General features: G+C 48.6%; 19 protein-coding genes. 2 read left to right on the forward strand and 17 right to left on the reverse strand.

Annotated elements, in window-relative coordinates:
- The first annotated feature begins 11 nt into the window (after positions 1 to 11).
- A complete protein-coding gene (locus OCV96_RS03685; protein ID WP_262593560.1) occupies positions 12 to 1,187 on the forward strand; it encodes a DUF3048 domain-containing protein in 1,176 nt (391 codons plus the stop codon).
- A gap of 520 nt (positions 1,188 to 1,707) precedes the next feature.
- Here OCV96_RS03685 and OCV96_RS03690 read toward each other — a convergent pair.
- Positions 1,708 to 2,817 (reverse strand): HD-GYP domain-containing protein, encoded by a 1,110-nt coding sequence (locus tag OCV96_RS03690; protein ID WP_262593562.1) that lies wholly within the window; start codon positions 2,815 to 2,817, stop codon positions 1,708 to 1,710.
- A 185-nt stretch (positions 2,818 to 3,002) separates the two neighbouring features.
- On the opposite strand from OCV96_RS03690, the gene OCV96_RS03695 reads away from it, so the two are divergent.
- Positions 3,003 to 3,947, forward strand: coding sequence for a C39 family peptidase (locus OCV96_RS03695; RefSeq protein ID WP_262593563.1), 945 nt, complete (start codon positions 3,003 to 3,005; stop codon positions 3,945 to 3,947).
- On the opposite strand, the gene OCV96_RS03700 is transcribed toward OCV96_RS03695, so the two are convergent.
- The 16 genes from OCV96_RS03700 to glmM form a co-directional block, all read right to left on the reverse strand.
- Entirely contained in the window at positions 3,928 to 4,521 is a 594-nt protein-coding gene (locus OCV96_RS03700) for a cytidylate kinase-like family protein (RefSeq protein ID WP_262593564.1), read from the reverse strand. The two genes, OCV96_RS03695 and OCV96_RS03700, sit on opposite strands and share 20 nt — an antisense overlap.
- A gap of 24 nt (positions 4,522 to 4,545) precedes the next feature.
- Positions 4,546 to 5,310, reverse strand: a complete 765-nt coding sequence (locus OCV96_RS03705; RefSeq protein ID WP_262593565.1) for an amino acid ABC transporter permease — start codon at positions 5,308 to 5,310, stop codon at positions 4,546 to 4,548.
- Complete coding sequence (locus tag OCV96_RS03710) at positions 5,303 to 6,031, reverse strand: amino acid ABC transporter permease (protein ID WP_022311910.1); 729 nt, start codon at positions 6,029 to 6,031, stop codon at positions 5,303 to 5,305. The genes OCV96_RS03705 and OCV96_RS03710 overlap by 8 nt, the downstream gene beginning before the upstream one ends.
- Positions 6,032 to 6,061: 30 nt before the next feature.
- Positions 6,062 to 6,991 (reverse strand): transporter substrate-binding domain-containing protein, encoded by a 930-nt coding sequence (locus OCV96_RS03715; protein ID WP_262593566.1) that lies wholly within the window; start codon positions 6,989 to 6,991, stop codon positions 6,062 to 6,064.
- 113 nt (positions 6,992 to 7,104) lie between these two features.
- On the reverse strand, positions 7,105 to 7,827 hold the full coding sequence (locus OCV96_RS03720) for an amino acid ABC transporter ATP-binding protein (RefSeq protein WP_022311912.1): 723 nt from the start codon (positions 7,825 to 7,827) through the stop codon (positions 7,105 to 7,107).
- Between the two features lie 131 nt (positions 7,828 to 7,958).
- Positions 7,959 to 9,260 carry a S41 family peptidase gene (locus tag OCV96_RS03725; RefSeq protein ID WP_262593567.1) on the reverse strand — a complete coding sequence of 434 codons (1,302 nt, stop codon included), beginning with the start codon at positions 9,258 to 9,260 and terminating at the stop codon, positions 7,959 to 7,961.
- Positions 9,261 to 9,683: 423 nt separating this feature from the next.
- Entirely contained in the window at positions 9,684 to 10,919 is a 1,236-nt protein-coding gene (locus tag OCV96_RS03730; protein WP_022311859.1) for a murein hydrolase activator EnvC family protein, read from the reverse strand.
- A gap of 101 nt (positions 10,920 to 11,020) precedes the next feature.
- Positions 11,021 to 11,956, reverse strand: coding sequence for a permease-like cell division protein FtsX (gene ftsX / locus OCV96_RS03735; protein WP_262593569.1), 936 nt, complete (start codon positions 11,954 to 11,956; stop codon positions 11,021 to 11,023).
- Positions 11,946 to 12,632, reverse strand: coding sequence for a cell division ATP-binding protein FtsE (gene ftsE / locus OCV96_RS03740; protein ID WP_117466002.1), 687 nt, complete (start codon positions 12,630 to 12,632; stop codon positions 11,946 to 11,948). Before ftsE ends, ftsX begins: the two co-directional genes overlap by 11 nt.
- A 304-nt stretch (positions 12,633 to 12,936) precedes the next feature.
- Positions 12,937 to 14,022: a PucR family transcriptional regulator gene (locus OCV96_RS03745; protein ID WP_117465944.1), complete on the reverse strand. Its 1,086-nt coding sequence runs from the start codon at positions 14,020 to 14,022 to the stop codon at positions 12,937 to 12,939.
- 232 nt (positions 14,023 to 14,254) lie between these two features.
- Complete coding sequence (locus OCV96_RS03750; protein ID WP_022311855.1) at positions 14,255 to 14,446, reverse strand: YjfB family protein; 192 nt, start codon at positions 14,444 to 14,446, stop codon at positions 14,255 to 14,257.
- 76 nt (positions 14,447 to 14,522) lie between these two features.
- Entirely contained in the window at positions 14,523 to 15,371 is an 849-nt protein-coding gene (locus OCV96_RS03755; RefSeq protein ID WP_262593571.1) for a CvfB family protein, read from the reverse strand.
- A gap of 27 nt (positions 15,372 to 15,398) precedes the next feature.
- On the reverse strand, positions 15,399 to 16,106 hold the full coding sequence (locus OCV96_RS03760; protein WP_022311853.1) for an acyl-[acyl-carrier-protein] thioesterase: 708 nt from the start codon (positions 16,104 to 16,106) through the stop codon (positions 15,399 to 15,401).
- Between the two features lie 46 nt (positions 16,107 to 16,152).
- Positions 16,153 to 17,166 carry a CPBP family intramembrane glutamic endopeptidase gene (locus tag OCV96_RS03765; RefSeq protein WP_262593572.1) on the reverse strand — a complete coding sequence of 338 codons (1,014 nt, stop codon included), beginning with the start codon at positions 17,164 to 17,166 and terminating at the stop codon, positions 16,153 to 16,155.
- A 193-nt stretch (positions 17,167 to 17,359) separates the two neighbouring features.
- The gene (locus OCV96_RS03770; protein WP_022311851.1) at positions 17,360 to 17,623 is read right to left on the reverse strand and encodes an HPr family phosphocarrier protein; all 264 of its coding nucleotides are present in this window, start codon (positions 17,621 to 17,623) and stop codon (positions 17,360 to 17,362) included.
- Positions 17,624 to 17,765: 142 nt separating this feature from the next.
- Entirely contained in the window at positions 17,766 to 19,115 is a 1,350-nt protein-coding gene (gene glmM, locus OCV96_RS03775; protein WP_262593573.1) for a phosphoglucosamine mutase, read from the reverse strand.
- Between the last annotated feature and the right edge of the window lie 4 nt (positions 19,116 to 19,119).

A 19,119-nucleotide genomic window follows, 5' to 3' on the forward strand; every position in this document is an offset into this window, starting at 1 on the left:
GGTGTGATTATATGTGTAAATATAAATTTCGACGGCAGTTTCTGCAGACTGCGGTGCCTCTTCTGCTGACTGTCTCCATGATGCTTACCGGATGTGGACAGACGGGTAACTCCGATTCCCCGGTCCGTCCGATCCTCCCGGATAACAGCCCGGATTCCTCCACGGTTTCTTCCGGGGAAAAGCTTCCGGATCCCGTAACGATCGTTGTAGAGGATGATTCCACTCCTCCCGCTGAGGGCATGGTCCGCAGCCGTCTTACGAACGAATGGGTGGATGCCGATGTGGCTGCCACACGCCCCATTGCTGTAATGATCCCCAATGAGGCATCTGCAATTCCACAATACAGTCTGTCCGATGCTTCTATTATTTATGAGGCGAATGTTGAAAACCGTATGACCCGGATGATGGCAATCTACGAAGACTGGCAGAATCTGGACAAAATCGGCAATATACGCAGTCTTCGTGATTATTATGCTTACTGGGCATTCGAATGGGATGCTTTTATCGTACATTTCGGCGGTCCGTTTTTCATCAATGAGCTGCTGGCGCAGCCGGATACTCAGGATGTGGACGGTACCTCCGGGAGTGATGAGGCTGCCTTTTTCCGTACTACCGACCGCAACAAGCCCCACAATGCTTATGCTTCCGGTGAAGGGCTGCAAAAGGTGATCGAGAAAAAGGGCTACAGCCTGGAATACCGCGGACTCAGCGATGAGAATCACTTCCGGTTTGCCACCAAGGCGGAACCGAACACCCTTGGGCAGTACGGTGCCAAAGCAAAGGATGCCACCTATATCGATATGTCCGGGTGTTATCCGCTGACAAGGTGTTATTTTGAATTTAACGAGGATGACGGCCTCTATTACCGTTCCCAGCATCTGTCCGGCAGCACAGACGGCCCTCATATAGATGCCGCCACCGGAGAGCAGCTGACTTTCAAAAATATTCTGGTACAGAATACGTTTCACGAGGAACTGGGCGAGGGGTATCTGGCTTTTCAGTGTCATGACACCACCCGGGACGGCTGGTTTTTCACCAATGGCAGAGGAATACATGTGAATTGGGAGAAGACTTCCGATTACAGTGCCACCAGATATTACGATGACAACGGGGACGAGATCATCCTCAATACCGGCAAGACCATGATCTGTATTATCGAAGATGGAGATTCCTTTACGTTCCATTAATGTAAATGGAAAGTTAGTTAAATACATTGGCAAAATCCACGAACTCCCGGAGCATGCGATACACATGTCTCGATGTAAGGTCTCCGGATGTGAATTTTCTACGAAAAGTGATGAGTAGTTCTCGTCATGACGGGGCCGCCTACAGTCGACATCCATGTCGACAATCGGCTGACGCGTACATCGTGTCCGCTTTCCCCCTGCCTTTCAGCACTTTTCTAGAAAATATCAACATCCTCCGACAAACATCTTCGACATGGCACCGCATACGCCGGGAGTTCTGCGTTTTGGAAAGCTTTCAAAAAAACCAGTAGCCCCGGCTGGGTATAAGAATAAGCAGTGCCGTAAGCAGACGTCGGTACCATAGCGTCCCAAGGGACGCATTGCGGTCGTATTGTGACCGCTTATGTACCGCTACGCTCTGCGACAGGAGCGCATCGTACTAAAGTACGAGCGTGCCGCGTTTCTTATACCTTGCCAAGGGCTACGGGGATTTGATAGCATTTCTTTACTAACTTTCCAGTTACAATATAATTACATTCGCGCATTTCACATCATTGGCGAGGTCGTACACTTTGCCGGTGGTGAGACCCAGAACTTTGGGGCGCAGCACCGCATTGGGAACGTTCTCCACAATACGGGCGGTCTCTCCGTTGCTCAATGCCACATCTGTGCCTACCGGATAGAGAATAACGCTCTCCAGGAAGCACCGCATAACTGTAATATCCAGCTCTTCCGTCATGGACATGATCATTTCCACGGCATCTCTGGGAGAAAACGGCTTCTTATACGGCCGCTCCGTCACCAATGCATCATAAATATCCGACACAGAGATCAGTCTGGCAAACAGGTCGATCTTGTCCCCTGTGATCCCCATAGGATATCCTTTTCCGTTCATTTTCTCATGATGCTGTAACACACCCAGCTTGATCTCCATGGACAGATCTTCCTTAGACTGCAGAATACGATATCCGTACACGGAATGCTGCTTCATAATGGCAAACTCTTCATCCGTCAGCCGCGCCGCCTTATTCAGGATCTCATTGGGTACTTTTGATTTTCCGATATCATGTAAAAGTCCTGCGATTCCGATCTCGTAGACCTGCTTGTCATCCAGTCCGTATTTCTGCGCCACGATCATGGACATCGTTGCCACATCCACACTATGTTTGAAAGTGTACTCATCACTGATCTTCAATGCACCGATATCCACTGCTACTGCATCATTATCCTCAATAGCCCGCAGCAGGTCATCCGTAATACTCCGGGAAGCATTGGTAAAATCCGGTGACTGCGTATCCTGATACAAATACTGCACTCCCTGTGCCACGCGGCTTCGCACGCTCTCTGAGATCTGTACCTTGGCAGGATCCTTCACCTTCACCTGTTCATATTTTTTCTGTAATGGTTCCGGCAGTTCCTGCGGCTTGTCCGCATCCGCCGGCTTCACATCCTCTGTACCCTCACAGGTATAGATTCCTGTAACCCCCATTTTCTTCAGCGCATCGATATGGAAATCCTCCAGTCGGGTACGTCTGGCGATCAGTACACGGCCTGCACGGTCTATGATTGCCTGATCGATCATCATCCCCGACTGCACAATGCGCAGTGGAACATATTTTCTCCTGATCATCGGTCCCTTCCCCTTTCCGAATGATTTTGGTCCATGCTTTATTGTAACATATCTTCATGAATTCTTAAAGATATCTGTCAAAAAGCTTAAAACTGCTTAAAAGACTTTTTATGGGACAATCCTTTATACTCTTCTATAGAAAAGACGGTTATTTTGTCAAAAAGGTTCTAACGGGAGGGATTTCTATGAATACAAATGCAGCTTATCAGGTTCCGGTGCAACAACGCCGCCGCAGAATTTCCAGGCAGGAGATGCTCCGCAGGAAGCGGGCGATCCGCAGAAGAAAACGCATAGTCTGCTTCCTCCGGGTCTCATTTGCCATCGTGTTGCTCCTGACCGCAGTCTCTTTCTGGCAGGATTACGGCCATGAGATTCTTCCTGCCGTCAATCATCTGTATTATCAGCTGACTGCCCGGTATGATCTGCCGGTTGTCCAATATGATTTTGCTGCACTGCGGGAAGAAAATGAATCTGACGCTGCCGGAAGTCTCTCTACCACCGCAGATACCGTAAACATCACGGAAGCACTGGCCGAGCTTGCCCAAAATAATGCCGAAGCCGCAGATTTCGTGGCAGACTACCCCAACAGACAAAATTATCTGGGACAGTCCATCGATCTTGCTTCCGATGTTCTCATTGGACAGGTGCCTCTGCTCCTGCAATGGGACAAGCGTTGGGGCTACGAGTCCTACGGTGATAGCATCATCGGTCTCGCCGGCTGTGGTCCCACCTGTCTGTCCATGGTCTATGTCTATTTCACCCACGATTTGAACGGCACCCCGAGAGAGATTGCCTCCTACTGTGAAAAGAACGGTTATTATACGGAAAATGGCACCAGCTGGTCCCTGTGGACCGAAGGGCTTCCTGCCCTCGGCCTGTCCGGCAAGGAACTTCCCCTGGGTGAAAACAGCATGAAAACAGCCCTGGATCAGGGCAAACTTATCGTATGCAGCATGCGGCCGGGGGATTTCACCACCTCCGGCCACTATATCCTGCTCTATGATTATGATGACACGGGCTTTTGCGTCAAAGATCCCAATCGGGTAAGCAATTCTTCCCGCACCTGGGATTATGACACGCTGTCTCCGCAGATCAAAAATCTGTGGACCATCAGCCCCACTGGTTTTTAACAATGTCTGCCAGAATCTTTGCTGTGCCGTCGATGCCGAACCGGCTGCTGTCGATCATGAGATCCTTATGGTCGAAAACGCTCTGCCAGCCGGGAATATAGGCTTTGTGGTAACGGTTTCTGGCAGCATCCACATCCCGCATCATTTTCTTTGCCGTCTGGAGATCCATCTGCAGGTTCTCCACACAGTTTTTCAGCTTTGCCTCATCGGGGGCATAGACATACACATTCAGATGATTCGGGATATCCTCCAGAATATAGTCCGCACAGCGTCCCACAATGATGCAGGATCCCTTGGCTGCGAAATCCCGGATGATATTTTTCTGGGTAAGAAAGATCTCATCCTTGAGGCTGGACATTCCCATTCCGAGCGGATACTGCCTCCGGAAGAAAGTAGACTTCATACTCTCTTCTTCATCGCTGATGACAGATACCGGAAGGCCCATGCGCTTCGCCGTAGCCTCCACAATATCTCTGTCCAGGAATTCTATTCCCAGTATTTCGGACAGTTCCCTGGCAATGGAACGTCCCATACTTCCGAATTGTCTTGAAATCGTGATCACATACTGTTCCATGGATATCCTCTTTTCTTTTCTCGTTTAATCTGCGGTCACATGTACCGGTCTCTTCCGCCGTTTCTGCATGGTACGTACCACGCAGGACAGTGTGTAGTTGATGATAAAATAGATCAATGCAGCTACACCAAACAGCACAAATACATCCGATACGTTTACATTGCCAGTACCATTGTAACGGCTGGCTGCGGAAAGCAGCTGTTTGGTCCGGGCCATCAGTTCGATAGTCGCCACATTTGCCAGATAGGAAGAGTCCTTGATGGTGGTGATCACCTGACTCAACAGGGTAGGAATGACATTCCGGTAAGCCTGCGGCAGAATAATATAGATCATGACCTGTACTACATTGAATCCCTGTGCGTGGCCGGCTTCAAACTGTCCATGTGCGATGGAATTCAGTCCTCCGCGGATGATCTCCGCAATAACGGAAGAGGTAAACAGGATCAGAGCAACTGCTGCCTTGAACAACAGCTTGGTCTCTACTGTGGTCAGCCCGAACAGTTTCCGGTTGAACAGCTCCGGGCAGGGGCAGAATACCAGGCATATGAAAATCCACAGCAGCAACGGTGTATTTCGAAATACTTCTATGTATACGGTGGCAATCATGCCAAATATTTTCGTCTTTTTGCTTGTGCAGTAGTTTCTGCACAGGGCCAGTACCGAACCGATGACGATTCCCAGCACAACAGCGATCAGGGCAATGATCAGAGTGAATACCGTACCTTTGAGAATGTAGGCCATAACACCTTTCTGTCCCAGTATGGAAAAGCTTGCTTCCAGGTTACTCATTGTCCGTCACCGTCCCTTCTGTTCTCTGAAATGTCACCCGCTGGTCTCTTTTCTTCAGATGGATCTCCCAGACACTGGCTGTCTTGGAGAGTGGATAACATATAACGAAAAATAACAGTCCACTGACCAGATAGGCCGGAGCATAGGCTCCACCGGTATTTTCACCGGTGACAAAGCTGTAAGTCAGCGAGATCAGATCCGCTCCGCCGATAATATACAGGCAGGAGGTATTTTTGATCAGGTTTACGATCTGGTTCACCATGGGCGGCAGAATGATCTTGATGCTCTGGGGCAGGATAATATAATACATCCGCTCCACATAAGTGAATCCCTGGGACACAGCCGCCTCGAACTGTCCCTTAGGGACGGCCTCGATGCCCGCGCGCACCACCTCGGCCATATAGGCTCCGGTGTATACGCCCAGTGCAACGATACCTGTCGGCAGGATTCCGATACTGTGACCGGAAAAAGCCAGCGCATAGTAGAAGAAACACAGCTGAAGCAAAATCGGTGTATTCTGCATGATCTCCACATAGACTCTGCTGATGATCTGCAATACCTTTTTTCCGCTGGTAGCCATCAGGCCAAAGATCACACCCAGTGCCAGCGATAACAGGATCGCAAAAAATGCTGTCTCCACAGTATTCAGAAGTCCTAACAGGAATGTGCTCCTGTACGCCCAGACCTTGCCCCAGGCTCTTGCTGAAATAATACCAGACATAGTGTTTCCTCCCAGTTACTTTTTTCTTTTTTACTCTAATCCGTTCTCTGTGATCAGACTGTCAATGGTACCGTCTGCCAGCCAGCCCTGTACCAGTTCATCCACGTATGCAGAGAAGCCGGAACCCTTGGTGGTAGCCACGCCATATTCCTGAGGGGAGAACTTGTCGTCGATGTAGGAACGTCCGTCAGTCTTGTAAATAGCCAGAATGGACTTATCTACACAGAAGGCATCTACTTCACCGGCACTCAGTGCGGTGGAGATTGCAGGGTAGTCATCATACTGCTGGAAAGAGATTCCGGTAGTCCACAGTGCGGGATCAAAGGTATCTGCATCAAAGCCGCTGCCATCGATCAGGCCTGCATCGATCATAGCCTTTACCAGTGCCTTTGCGGAAGTGGATCCGGAGGATACACCGACCTTCTTGTCTACCAGGTCTGCCAGGGAGCTGATGCCGCTCTTATCCTCTACCAGTACGGTTACATAGTCTGTAAAATAAGGAGTGGAGAAATCCCAGCTCTGCTTTCTCTCATCGGTGATGGTGAAAGTAGCCAGCACACAGTCAATATCGCCGGAATCCAGAAGCTCGGTTCTGGTAGCTGCGGTTACGGCGGTGAACTCTACATCCACGCCAAGGCTCTCTGCGATCTTCTCAGCCAGGCTGATCTCCAGTCCGGAATACTCACCGGTCAGGGTATCCTGGAAGCCAAAGCCTACTACTGCATTTTTAACGCCGACTCTCAATACACCACGGTCTACGATTGCCTGTACGTCTGCTGCCAGCTCGCCGTCTGCTGCAGGAGCTTCCGTTCCTGTTTCTGTGGTTGCTGCTGCGGTACTTTCCGCTGCAGGTGCTGTTGCCTCGGAAGCGGGGGCATCAGTGCTGCCGCATCCGGTAAATAAAGTTGCAGTCATTGCCATGACTGCTGCCAATGCAGTCCATTTTCTTAGATTTTTCATAACGTTTTCCTCCTTTAATTCCCTTTACTTATATATCTAAACACGAAGCCTTCTGACTGACATGCTGTAAATATGACTTCGTGGATAGACCTGCTGTTATGTAATGCTGCGGCCTAACGGATGATCTTGCCCAGGAACTGTTTTACACGTTCGTTGGAAGGATTGTCGAAGAAATGATCCGGCGTACCTTCCTCAATGATCTGTCCGTCTGCCATGAATACGATACGGTCCGCCACCTGTCTGGCAAATCCCATCTCGTGGGTAACCACTACCATGGTGATGTTTTCCTTAGCCAGCTTGATCATGACATCCAGTACTTCCTGGATTGTCTCCGGATCCAGTGCGGAAGTCGGCTCATCGAAAAGAATGATCTTCGTCTGTGCACACAGGGCTCTCGCTATGGCGATTCTCTGCTGCTGTCCGCCGGAAAGTGTTGTGGGATACACATGAGCCTTATCCCTGAGTCCTACCACATCCAGATAATGATAAGCCAGATCCTCGGCTTCCTTTTTGCTCTTGTGATGCAGCTTCATGGGTGCTATGGTCAGGTTCTTCAATACCGTCATATGCGGATACAGGTTGAACTGCTGGAATACCATGGAGATGGACTCCCGGATGATCTTGGTCTTGTTCGCATGGGTCAGCTTCTGTCCATCAATATATACTTGACCACTTGTAGGCTCCTCCAGGAAATTCATGCATCGCACGGTGGTGGATTTACCGGAACCGGAGGGTCCGATGATAACCAGCTTCTCGCCTTCTTTTACTTCCAGATTTACATTTTTCAGTACCTGGAGATCTCCGAAATTCTTACATACATTTTCCAGTCTGATCATTTTGCTCCTCCATTCTACGTTCCGGGCAGGAATTTTTAATAATAGAAAAAGGCGCTTTTACCGATCCGGTAAAAACGCCTTTGTTTTTATGGGTTACATATTATACAGTTTTGTGCGCTTTGTCAAGACTTTTATTTCATTAATTCTTTCAGGACCTCTTTTGCCTTCTCCAGCTGATTGTCCACCGGATCATCACTGTTGTAGTATGCTTCCGCGTCAAACTCGCATTCCACATCCGGTTCTATACCGGTTCCGTGGATATTGCGGCCATTGGGAGTATAGTAAGCGCTGATGGTGATCTTGATGGCGGATCCGTCGGTGAAGGGCATGATCTGCTGTACGATTCCTTTACCGAAGGTCGTGGTACCTACCAGGGTTCCAACGCCGTAGTCCTGGATTGCTCCGGCCAGAATCTCGGAGGCGCTGGCACTGTTCATATCCACCAGTACCACCAGAGGTACTTCCAGAGGAGTCTTGCCGTCACAGGTATACTCTGTGCGCTTGCCTGCCTTGTCCTCGGTATATACGATCATGCCTTCCGGGAGCAGCTTTCTGGCAATTTTAACCACTGCATCCAGACTTCCACCGGGATTGCCCCGCAGATCCAGGATCAGGCCTTCCATGCCGGAGCCCTTCACGGTTGCCAGCGCATCGGTAAACTGGTCTATGGTCACATCGTCGAATTCCACGATCTGGATATATGCCATATCGTCATCCAACATTTCGTATTTTACGGTGGGACTCTCTACCTTGGCTCTCTCCACGGTGACGTGCAGATAATCCCCGGCGCCCTGTCTGACAATGGTCAGATCCACTGTGGTCCCGGCTTCTCCGCGGATCATATTCACCGCTTCCGTCAACGTCTTACCTGCAGTGGAGACACCGTCCACTTCATAGATAATATCGTTGGCACGCAGATCCACATCAGCTGCCGGTGCTCCTTCGATCACGCCGCTGATCTTGGGCAGATTGGTCTCGGAATCCATGCTGACATAGGCACCGATGCCAAAGTAAATGCCCTGTGTCTGTTCCGTCAGTTCATTCAGCTCCTCTGCGGTATAGTACTCGGAATACGGGTCATCCAGAGAGTCCATCAGGCCACGGAACATACCGTCTTCCAGCTGTTCATTGGTGACCTCACTCAGATAAAAGTTCTCCTTCACAGTGTCTTCCAGCAATTGCAGTTTTTTAATGGTCTGTGCATTGACCGCGGAATCTTCTCCATAGGATACCTGTGCTGCCACATCATCCTTCATGGTCATGATGTTGTGGATCTGAAAAGCGATAAAGATACCGCCCACGATCAGCAACGTGGCCGCAAAGCCAACGATAAGGCCACTGAGAAATAAGCCTTTTTTCTCGCCATCATTTGCCGCCGGAGTTACAGAAGCCTGTTCTTCGGTGGTGGTTTCTAGTTCCTTATTTTCCTCCATAAATGCTCTCCTTTATTTCCAAGATATTGTCGCAACACGTCGCGCTTCTTGCCGCAACACGTCGTGCTTCTTGTCGCAACACGCATTTCTCCGTGCTCCGCACTCCCGAAATGCTGCATACATTCGCATTCCGGGCTATCGACGCTTCTCCACATTGGTTTGTCGCAACACGTCGTGCTTCTTGTCGCAACACGCATTTCTCCGTGCTCCGCACTCCCGAAATGCTGCATACATTCGCATTCCGGGCTATCGACGCTTCTCCACATTGGTTTGTCGCAACACGCATTTCTACGTGCTCCGCACTCCCGAAATGCTGCATACATTCGCATTCCGGGCTATCGCCCTACTTGCTCATGTATGTTTGTTCTGTTAATCGCCAGAGCACTTTGCCTGCAAGCAGTCACGTGCCCTGCGATTACAGAACTATTGCGACAAGTAGTTCCAGGGGGATGTGTAAGCTCCATCCTTACGCACGCTGAAGTGCAGATGGTTGCCGGTGGAACGTCCGGTGGAGCCCACTGCGGCTATCGTCTCTCCTCTGGCCACAATATCGTCCTTGGATACATATAATGCCGAGGCATGCATATAGATCGTATACAGTCCACCACCATGGTCGAGCATCACGTAGTTGCCCATGGTGTTGCTGTAAGTGGCTGCCACCACCTGTCCGTCATAGGCCGCATAAATAGCCGTGCCCTTGGGCGCCGCGAAATCCACGCCGTTGTGGAACTGTTCGATTCCCAGTGTCGGATGGATACGGTTGCCGTAATCATCCGAGATCCGGGTATAGGTTGCCAGCGGGAACTTAAAGGTACCGCCATCGTAAGTCAGCACAGTACCACTGGCCTCCAGGATCTTTTTTTTCTCTGCGGCAATGGCAGCCTCCAGGGCTGCAATCTCCGCATCCTGATCCGCAATGGACTGCTTGTATTCCTTGATGGCCTGTTCCTTGTTGGTAATATCGGATTCGTAAGCGGTGATATCCCGGTTCTTCTGGTCAATCAGAGCCTCCATATTGGCCTGCTCCTGTTCCACGCCGGCCTTGGCCTCATCCAGAATGGCTTTCTCCTCTTCCAGTTCCTCTTTGCAGAGTTCAATATATTTACGGTTCTCCATGAAGTCTTTCCATTGCTGTCTGTCATAAGCCATGATCAGATCCATGAAATCCGCACGGTTCAGGAAATCACTGAAGCTTTCTGCTTTCAACATCATATCGAGGATGTAGGAATCCCCTTTCTCATACATAATTCTTATGCGGCGGATCATGGCATCTTTCTGATTTTCTTCTCTCTCCAGTGCCGCATCCAGTTCCGCCTGGGTCTTTGCAATTTCTTCTTCTTTTGCTGTGATCTTATTTTTCAGATCCGCAATATTCTGTTCGATCTGGCTCAGATTCTGATCCAGCTGGGTTACATAATTTTTCAGATTGGTCTTCTGTGTCTCCAGGTCTTTCTTGATCTGCTCCAAATTGCTCAGATTGCTTTTCATCTGTTCACGTTCTTTTTCCGCCTGTTTGATCTGATCCTGTTTGTCCCGGATACTGTCAGAGGTAATGGATGACATATTGGTCGCATTTACCCGCAATCCCTGCATGCCGAAGGAAACCGTCAGGATCAGGCACAGTGCCAGGCACAGGAAGCCTTTTTTCTTTTTATTCAATTTGATTTAGTCTCCATTCTTAAAATGTCATGATGCAGTGCAGAGCCACACTCCGCACACATCATGACAAATAGGATCCGGGTTATCTGCTGGAATTATATTTACACGTGCAGATGCTTTCTTACAGTAGCGATACTTCCCAGGAAACCGATACCCACACCGACACCCAGAGATACCGGGATCAGGAAATGGAATATCTCGTCCACAGACAGGAAATTCAGGAAGCCGCTGAGTACCGTAAAACGGTTGATCACATAGTTCAACGCATAATTGTAAAGGGAATAGATCAGTCCCAGCGGTACTGCCGCACCGATCAGACCGATCAGCATACCTTCCAGCACAAAGGGCGCACGCACGAAAAAGTCGGTAGCGCCGATATATTTCATAATATTGATCTCCGCAGAACGGACAGAAATACCGATAGCTACGGTATTGCTGATCAGGAAGATGCTGACTGCCAGCAGGATCACGATGATTCCCATGGACACGTAGGCGATCAGAAGGTTCAGACCGCTCAGTGTGTTGGCTGTCATTTCGGAATAGTTGACCTTGCGCACCTCCGGAATGGACTGCAGCCAGGTCACCAGTGCATCCTGCATGGAGACATCACTCAGGAAAATCTCATAAGTATCCTCTCCTGCCAGTGGATTCTCGGGGAATCCTTCTGCATAATCCTCACCGAAATAATCCGGTCCGAAGGTTGCCCATGCATCATCTGCAGACTGGAACTGTACCTCGGATACCTCTGCACGCTTGGCAATCTCCTGTCCGATCTCTTCCAGGCGCTGTTCGGACGGGATCTGTCCGTCTACATGACTCTCACAGTTATCCATATCACTGTGGAAAAATACCGTAACGGATACACCTTCTTCTGCAGTCTTCAGGATATTCTGAAAGTTGGCCACGATGCAATAGAACAGTCCAAACAGAAACAGACATGCGGATATCGTGGCAATGGATGCCAGAGAATACCATTTATTCCGGAAAATATTGGCAAATCCCTGCTTGATCGTATAAAAAAGTGTACTAATCTTCATCGATATACCCACCCTTCTCTTCGTCACTGATGATCACACCTTTTTTCATGGTAATCACTCGTTTCTGCATGGCATTGACGATTTCGCGGTTATGGGTGACCACGACTACCGTGGTGCCGCTCTCATTGATCTCCTCCAGCAATTTCATGATCTCCCAGGAATTATTGGGATCCAGATTACCGGTGGGCTCATCTGCCAGCAGTACGGAAGGATTGTTCACCAGCGCTCTGGCCAGTGCAACACGCTGCTGCTCACCGCCGGAGAGCTGTTTGGTCTTGGCCTTATATTTGCCTGCCAGTCCCACAGTTGCCAGAATCGCAGGAACATTTCTGCGGATCTCACTGACGGGAGTCTCTACGATACGCTGTGCGAATGCTACATTTTCATAGACATTGCGGTCATTCAGCAGTCGGAAATCCTGAAATACGACACCCAGGTTACGACGAAAACGGGGGATCTGCCTGTGCTTTAATTTCGCCAGATCATTTCCCATAACATAAACACTGCCGCTGGTCGCTGTAAGCTCCCGCAGCAGTAATTTGATCAACGTGGATTTACCGGATCCGCTGTCACCTACAATAAATACAAATTCCCCTCTTCCGATGCTTAACGACACACCATTCAGTGCCGGAGAACCTGAGGAATAAGACTTGCTGACGTTGTCCAGGAAAATGATTCCGTTTTCCTCAATGATCCGCTCTCTTTTCAGCCTTTGTGTTTCTTTTCTTGTCATTTTATGATCATGCCTTTCTATTGCCCGTAAGATCCCACCCTGCGGACAGTTGCTGCCTTTGTGCTACCATATTGATCCCTATTCAGAGCCTCATTCGCAAAATCGCATCTACGATGCTCTTCTAAACAACAAGTTAACTTGTTGTTTGCTCATTTGAGGCTTTCTCGCCAAAGAAATAACGTCAAATGTTCTTACGAATGCAAGCATTCGACGCACACTTTCCGTTATTTCATGGCTCCGCAAGAAATCAATACTCATAAGTTTCCATATACTTCATGTATTTTACGACCATCAGTGCGATCTTGAAGGTGATGGCATCTTCAAATACCCGCAGATCCAGCCCTGTGCTCTTCTGTAACTTATCCAGACGATATACCAGCGTATTTCTGTGAATAAACAGCTGTCTGGAGGTCTCTGACACATTCAGGCTATTCTCGAAGAACTTGTAAATGGTCGTCAGGGTCTCCTCATCAAAATCATCCGGGCTCTTGCCTCCGAATATCTCACGGATAAACATTTTGCACAGAGGAATGGGCAGCTGATAGATCAGACGGCCGATTCCCAGTTCACTGTATGCGATAATATCTCTCTCGTCAAAGAAGATCTTGCCTACATCCAGAGCCATCTTTGCTTCCTTGTAGGAACGGCTGACTTCTTTGATCTCATGTACAATGGTACCGTATGCAATACGGATCTCACGGATACCTTCCTTCAGGAGAGCCGCTTCCAGTGCTCTTGCCGATTTTTCAATTTCTTTGCCGGTATCGGTCTCTGCGAATTCCTTCACCACGATCACGTTGCTCTCATCTACCGCTGTGATGAAATCCTTGCTGTTGCTGCCAAAATGAGTTCTGGCCAGTTCCAGGACATTATTATCCTTGCCTCCCGCAGATTCCACGATCATGACCACTCTGGGCACGTCTGTCTGAATATGCAGCTTCTTGGAACGGCTGTAAATATCCACCAACAGCAGATTATCCAGCAGCAGATTCTTGATGAAATTGTCCTTATCAAATCTCTCCTTATAGGCCACCAGCAGATTCTGGATCTGAAACGCAACCATTTTGCCGATCATATAGACATCCTCACCGGTACCTCCGGCTACGAGAATATACTCCAGCTGCTGCTCATCATAGATCTTGAAATACTGATATCCCTGGATCTCCTGGGAGTCCGCCGGTGATGCCGCGAATTCCACCGCGGGCTTGGAACAGTTGCCCATATCCATGGTGGCTGCTACTTCCTTGCCATCCACATCCATGACACACAATTCCACTCTGGCGATTCCTTTCAATCCTTCAATGGTGTTCTGTAAAATCTGATTTGATATCATCTTCTGCTCCTTCAGTCCCCAAACATACTTCTCTTTTGCTATAACCCCAAAAAATGATATGAGAGTCCATATCATATATAAATTTACAGAAAAACTGGTAAAAATGCAATAGTTTTTTATGCATTTTTTAGTAAAAATGCCTTTTTCTTTTAAATATGCGCAAAAAAAGAATTCGGAAAACTAATATTCCGAACTCTTTTTGTCTTAGCGTTTATTATGTATTATTTCTGCGCTAAATCCGCAGATCGATATTCGCACCAAGTTCCGGTGTTACGCTGCGTTCCATAGCAGCGGAATCAATCATCTGGACGATTCCCTGTCCCAGTGCTTCGTTCGTATCCATCGCCTTGCTCAGCACAGCCGTTCCGATTTTCGTCTGCAGATTATTTGAAGCCATTGACATTGATAATCCTGCGATATCCATGATAACACCTCCTGTATCTGTTCATATCTCTCAGATTACGTTCTTACTATAGCACACTTTTTTTGTTTTTTCCACACTATCCACGCACCCTGCGAATATTTTTCTCCGTGATCTGGATCTTGCCTTCTTTTAACAGATGTCCTACCGCGCGCTTGAACTCGTTCTTGCTCATGCCGGTCTCATGGGCAATGACCTCCGGCGCCGCCTTATCATTAAACGGCAGAGAACCTTCATAGCTGTCCAGCAGTCTCTCGATCTTCTCCGCATCCTTCTGAATCTGCAGATAGGCTTTTTCCCGGACACTCAGTGTCAGCTTACCGTCTTCCAACACTTTTACCACTCTGGCAGTGACCTGATCGCCAATCCTAAGCTCAGTATCTCCGAACAGTTCTTTTTTCGGGATCAGTCCGGAAAAGCAGTTATCCACTGCCACAAACGCACCGAAATTCTTGCTGATCTCATAGATCCGGCCGGTTACCTTATCGTCTTTTTTGTACGGGCTGTCCGTGCGCAGATGTTCATAGACATTCATGGTCGCACACAGTCTGCCGCTCTTGTCGATATAGAGGGCTGCCAACACCTGTTCTCCGGTCTTTACCTTGCGGGTCTGCTGCTTAAAGGGCAGGAGCAGATCCTTCTCCAGTCCCCAGTCCAGGAAGGCACCTACTTTCCCTACCTGTACTACAGTGAGCAGAGCCACCTGTCCCATACACAGCTTCGGGGTTCTCGTCGTAGAGATCAGACGGTCATTGGAATCCCGGTACAGGAATACTTCCAGTTCATCTCCGACCTTTGCTCCTTCCGGCACCTGCTTCGCCGGCAGCAGCACTTTGTCCTCCGGTGCTTCCTTCGTTGCCAGATACACTCCGAATTCTACTTTTTTCACTATTACCAGCGTCTGTTTTTCGCCTAATCTCAATTCCACGTTCTCTCCTGTTCTGACAGCATAGGATTACTGTCCCTGAAATTCCACTGATACATAAGGTTTCCCGGCTTCGTCCTGCAGGCAGATGACGTAGTCATTCTCTGTAGACACTACATACGGATGCAATACATCATCCAGGAATGCCTGTTTCTTGTATTCCGCCCGCATCTGACGGATCACAAAATCATCCGGCAGATACTCCATGGCAATATTTACATACTGCCCATTGTTTACATGATGGTTGGTGTCCAGATGGTGTTTTTTCACCACGATGGGTTCCAACAGTTCTCCACCTTCCGGCACGGCAATTTTGCGGGGGGCATACTCCATGTCCAGCTTTTCGTCTATTTCGTAGCCCTTATGCATGGCTTCGTTCACCATTACCGGTTTGCCGGTGCCGACATCCAGCAGACTCCATAAGGAGTTGGCTTTCGCCAGATATTCTCCCTGTTCATCCAGCATGGCAAAATTACGGTATCCCAAAAATACTTTTAGCTCATAGGGCAGCGTCACGATCTTTACTTTTTCCCCTAATTTCGGATAACGGTTCACCACGATCTGCCAGGAGGAAAGGACCCAGACCTGACCAATCTCCTTCATATAACCGATTCCCAGCCCCACATCCTCCGAATGGAAGGTGGAACAATCCTGAAAATAATTCAGTAATGCGTCCAGCGTAAGATACCCTTCACTGTCTGTCTCGCTGTAACGTATTCTACTGTCAAATGCGTACATAACTTCCGATCTCCTTTGCGGCGATGTTCTGCCACAGCCGTTCTTTTTACAGATTTCCCGTAATTGCCGTAACAATCTCCGGGAACATCTGGATAATGATCATGGCGATCCAGAAAATACAGTAGCATATCATTCCCGGATTGCCGATCACGGTCTTGAATCTCCGTCCCTTTGCAATCTGTCCCGGCTCTAATTTCAGCTTCTTACGATATACAATGAACAATACGATTCCCGTAACCAATACTGCCAGAATAAACAATACATAGATCATATAGCCGATCCAGCCCGGCAGGTACTTCATCATGTAGTCCATGACAGCCTGTGAATCTGCCCCGTTCATAATGACTTCCTGGTATTCCTCCAGATGGATTGCTTTCAATAACAGTACACTGACTACGGCACCCATAAAATTAATGCACATATGCAAGCCGATGGTCACTTTCAGTTCTCCGGTCTTCACATACAGAAATGCCAGAAACATTCCCAGTAAAAATGCGTAGGCAAACTGATTCAGGTTGCCATGGAACAATCCGAACATCAGACCGGACAGAACAACAGCTACTCCCTGTCCGTATTTTACGGTACGATCCACGATCAGTTTCCGGAAAATATATTCCTCAAGGATCGGCGCGCAGATCACCATATAGAGAAATGTCACGATCATATTGGATCCGGTGGCATAGGTCATCAGTGCATTGTCCACTGCGGAGCCTTTTAATACCCCTACGACAGTGGTGATCAGCGTTCCCACCAGATTACCACAATACATCAGTGCAAAACACATGATCAGCGCCAGAACAAACTGTCCCGGTGTAATGCTTTTCTTCGCGGGTGCTTCCCCGGGCATCCGCTTTACCACAGCGATCAGAACCGGCATACCCACAAGATACAGTGGTAATACTGCCAGGATCAGGCTTATGGTGGTGTCCTGCAGCCATTCCGGCTTCACCACACCTACGATGGTCATTACTCCCATCTGCACTGCGTAGATGACCAGTGTTCCGATCAGGAATCGGAAACCTAAGCTGGAAAAACTTTTCTTCATGCTTTTTTCTTCCATTTAATTTTCTCTCCCTCATGTACTATAAACTATTCAGAATCACATTTTCTAAATCCGCTCTGAATAGTTACAGCATAGCATAAATCCTTTGAGTATGAAACTATTTTTTCCATGGCTTAAGACAGTTCCATAGGAAAAGGCTGCGCATCTTCAATATGCACAGCCTCTGTAATGTTCCTCTATGACGATCCTGTTATTCTCCCAGACCGTTCTCTACGGCTTCTACCAGGGTCTTCAGGGCTTCTGCCTCATCCTCACCCTCACATACGAATTCAATCTCATCCCCACATTTTACGCAAGCACCCAATACACTGAGTACGCTCTTGGCATTTGCAGTATTTTCACGAAATTTGAAGGTGATCAATGACTTGAACTGCATTGCCTCCTTGCACAGAATTCCGGCGGGACGCAGATGCAGGCCCGTGGGATTCTTGATTACGACTTTCTGACTTACCATATAACAAACCCTCCAATATCTATATTATTCTGCATTATTTTCTCTAGTGTTTATGATTTTACTTTTCATTTACATTTCTATCATAGCATGAATGAAAAGCATTCACAAGGGCTTTTACCAGACAACTTTCGGAATCTGTCTGCTAGAACATGATATCCTGTATCAGGTTGGCAAGCTTCCGTGCTTCTTCCTGGATCACCTGCTGATCCTTTCCTTCGATCATGACTCTTACCAGCGGTTCGGTTCCGGAAGGACGGATCAGGACACGGCCCTCTCCGGCGAATTTTTCTTCCAGTTTCCCAATGGCTGTTGCGATCTCCGGATATTCCATATATTTCTCTTTTTTGTGATTGGCCACTTTGGCATTTACCAGTGCCTGGGGCAGTACTTCCATCACCTTAGCCAGTTCTGACAGAGGCTTTCCGGTATCCACCATGACCTGCAGCAGATGCAGTGCACTGAGTAGTCCGTCTCCGGTGGTATTCTCATCCAGGAAAATAATGTGACCGGACTGTTCGCCGCCGAGGCTGGCGCCGATCTCCTTCATGCGCTCCAGTACATAGCGGTCACCCACCTTGGTCTTCTCCATATGGATGGCATTCTTCTCTGCCATCAGGAAGAATCCCAGATTACTCATAACGGTTGCCACGATGGTATCCTTCTTCAGAGTACCCTTGCTCTTCATGTAGTTGCCTACGATTGCCATGATCTGGTCACCATCGACGATATTACCGTTCTCATCCACAGCCAGCAGTCTGTCTGCGTCTCCATCGAAGGCCAGACCGACATTGGCCTTTTCATAGACCACTCTGGCCTGCAGTTCTTCCATATGGGTGGAACCACAGTTGGCATTGATATTGGTACCGTCCGGATTGTTGTGAATGGCCACCACGCTGCCGCCCAGTTCTTTCAGGCATTCTACGGATGTATAGAAAGAGGCACCCTCTGCACAATCCACCACGATCTTCAGTCCGGTCAGATCCACATTGACCGCTCTCATGGCATGATTGATGTACTCTTCTCTGGCATCGGTACGGTACTTGATCTTGCCGACTCCGGGACCGATGGGAAATTTGATACTGGGCATATTGTTACGGATCAATGCCTCGATCTCATCTTCCATGGCATCGGGAAGCTTATAGCCGTTACCGTCAAAGAATTTAATACCATTGAACTCTACCGGATTGTGGGATGCGGAGATCACAACGCCGGCATCTACTTTGTATTTCTTGGTCAGATAAGCAACCGCAGGAGTGGGAATCACACCTACGTAGACACAGTTGGCTCCTACGGAGCAGGCTCCTGCCATCAACGCATTCGCCAGCATATCTCCGGAAATTCTGGTATCACAACCCACCATGATCGTGGGTTTGTGCTCATTTTCCTTCGTAAGTACATAGGCTCCTGCCTGCCCCAGTTGCATGGCAAGCAACGGAGTCAGTTCCTCGTTGGCAATTCCTCGTACACCATCTGTTCCAAACATTCTAGCCATGATA

This window comes from Waltera acetigignens (assembly GCF_025567015.1).
Taxonomy (GTDB): Bacteria; Bacillota; Clostridia; order Lachnospirales; family Lachnospiraceae; genus Acetatifactor; species Acetatifactor acetigignens.